Raw genomic sequence first — 2,561 nt, 5'->3', positions numbered from 1 at the left:
GACGACGAACACGCCGTGTCCACCGTCACCGCCGGCCCCTCGAAACCGAACGAGTACGCCACCCGACCCGACAACACGCTCGCCGAGGCGCCGGTCGCACCGAACCCGGCGAGCGACTCCCCGGCCTGACGCACGACGGTCTCGTAGTCCTGCCCGTTCGTGCCGGCGAACACCCCGACCCGGCTGCCGCGCAGCGCGAGGGGCTCGATCCGGGCGTCCTCGAACGCCTCCCAGGCGACCTCCAGCAGCAGCCGCTGCTGCGGGTCCATGGCCAGCGCCTCACGCGGCGAGATGCCGAAGAACTCCGCGTCGAAGCCGCCCGCGTCGGCCAGGAACGCCCCCCGCGAGACGTAGGAGTCGGTTCCGGCCAGGGACCCCAGGTCCCAGTGCCGGTTGGTCGGGAAGTCCGACATCGCGTCGACGCCGGCCGTCAGCAGCTCCCAGAGCCCCTCCGGGGACTCGGCGCCGGCGGGGAAACGGCAGCCCATGCCGACGATGACGATCGGGTCGTCGTCCACGACGGGGCCGGTGACGGCGGCGGGGGCGGGAAGGGCCTGCCCGCCGAGCAACTCGGCGTGGATGTGCCCGGCCAGCGCCGCCGAGTTCGGGTAGTCGAAGGCGAGCGTGGTCGGCAACGCGAGGCCGGTCGCCGCGTCGAGCCGGTTGCGCAGCTCGACCGCCGCCAGCGACGTGAAGCCGAGGTCCTGGAAGGCCCGATCCGGTGCCACCCGCTCGGCGGACTCGTGGCCCAGCACGGCCGCGACCTCGGCACGCACGAGTTCGCCGAGTGCGCGCAGCTGCTCCGCGCCGGACATCCCCGCCAGGCGGAGGCGCAGGTCGGCCGCCGGCACGGGGGCGTCGGCGGTTCCCGCCGCGCCGGCCTCGGCCAGAAGATCCCGGACCAGCGGGTGGGGGCGCCGACCGCCGGCGGCGGCCACCCGGGCCCAGTCGATGTCGGCCACCACGAGGTACGTCTCGTCGCGGTCCAGCGCCCGGGTGAGGGCGCGTACGGCCGTCTCCGGTGCCATCGCGCCGAAGCCGGTACGCCTCAGCCGCTGCTCGAACTCACCGGCGCTCACCCCGCCGTCGGCCCACAGGCCCCAGCCGAGCGAGGTCGCCGGCAGCCCTTCCGCACGACGCCGCTGCGCCAGCGCGTCGAGGAAGGCGTTGCCCGGCGCGTAGGTGGTCTGCCCGGCGGCGCCCATGAGGCCGGCGAGCGAGGAGAAGAGCACGAAGGCGGAGAGGTCCATGCCTCGGGTCAGCTCGTCCAGGTTGCGCGCGGCGTCGACCTTCGCCCGCAGGGCGGTGGCCAGCTGGTCGACGCTGATCGCGTCGACGACGTTGTCGTCGAGGGCGGCGGCGGTGTGCACGACCGCGCTCAGCGGAAGCTCGGCGGGGATCGAGTCGAGCAGCGCCGCGAGCGCGGCCCGGTCGGCCACGTCGCAGGACGCGAGGGTGACCCGGCTGCCGAGCCCGGCGAGTTCCTCGGCCAGCACGGCCGCGCCCGGTGCCTCGCCACCCCGCCGGCTGACCAGCAGAAGGTGTTCGGCGCCCTCGGCGGCCAGGGCGCGGGCGACGTGCCGGCCGAGGGCCCCGGTCCCGCCGGTGATCAGCACCGTGCCGCCCGGCATCCAGGAACGGCGCGGGCCGGTGTCCCCGTACGCCGCGCGAACGAGCCGGCGGGCGTGGCCGCCGTTGCGACGCAGGGCGACCTCGTCCTCCCGACCGGTGCCGGCGATCAGCGTCCGGAGCATGCGCACGACGCCCTGGTCGGGCTGCTCGGGGACGTCGACGAGCCCGCCCCACCGGTGCGGGTGCTCGGCGCGCAGCACGCTGCCGAAGCCCCACGCCATGGCCTGCACGGGGTCGACGTGCCGGTCCCGGGAGCCGACGGAGACCGCGCCACGGGTGGCGATCCAGAGCCGGGCGGTGATCCCGGCGTCCCCGAGCGCCTGCGCGAGCGTGACCGTGCCGGCGAGGCCCGTCGGCACGGAGGCGGCACCGGCGTACGGCCGGGTGTCGAAGGCGAGCAGGGAGAGCACGGGCAGCACGTCCCCGTCGCGGCCGGCCGACGCCTCGACGAGGTCGTGGGCGAGCCGCTTCCGGTCGCAGGCGGCGTCGACTTCGAGAATCCGCCCGCCGGCGGCGCCGAGTGCGGCGGCCCAGTCCGTCACGGCCGCGTCGGCGTCGGCCGGCACGACGAGCAGGAAGTCGGTCGCCTCGGCGCGGGCGGCGTCATCCGTGAGCGGCTGCCAGGTCACCCGGTAGCGCCAGGAGTCGAGGGCCGCTTCGGCGTCCCGGCGGCGTCGCCAGGTGGACAGCGCGGGCAGCACGTCCGCGAGCGGGGCGTCGGCGTCGACGGCCAGGCTCTCGGCGAGGGTCGTCAGGTCCTCCGCCTCGATCGCCCGCCAGAAGTCCTCGTCGGCGGCGGTACGCCGGGCGGCGGGGGGACGGTAGGAGCGCGTCGCGACATTGATCCAGTAGCGCCGATGGTCGAAGGCGTAGGTGGGCAGGTCGACCACGCGCGGCCGGGCACCGGCCTGACCGAGGTACGCCGTCCA

General features: G+C 76.0%; 1 protein-coding gene. It reads right to left on the bottom strand.

The genetic code is table 11. The features are described from left to right. Positions 1-2,561 (bottom strand): SDR family NAD(P)-dependent oxidoreductase (locus ACFHW0_RS31560; protein ID WP_416613276.1); only part of this gene is annotated, 2,561 nt, incomplete at both ends.

Source organism: Micromonospora sp. LOL_025 (assembly GCF_048060285.1).
GTDB lineage: Bacteria > Actinomycetota > Actinomycetes > Mycobacteriales > Micromonosporaceae > Micromonospora.
Note: the sequence above shows the minus strand (reverse complement) of the source record. Positions and strands in the feature narration are given on the sequence as shown.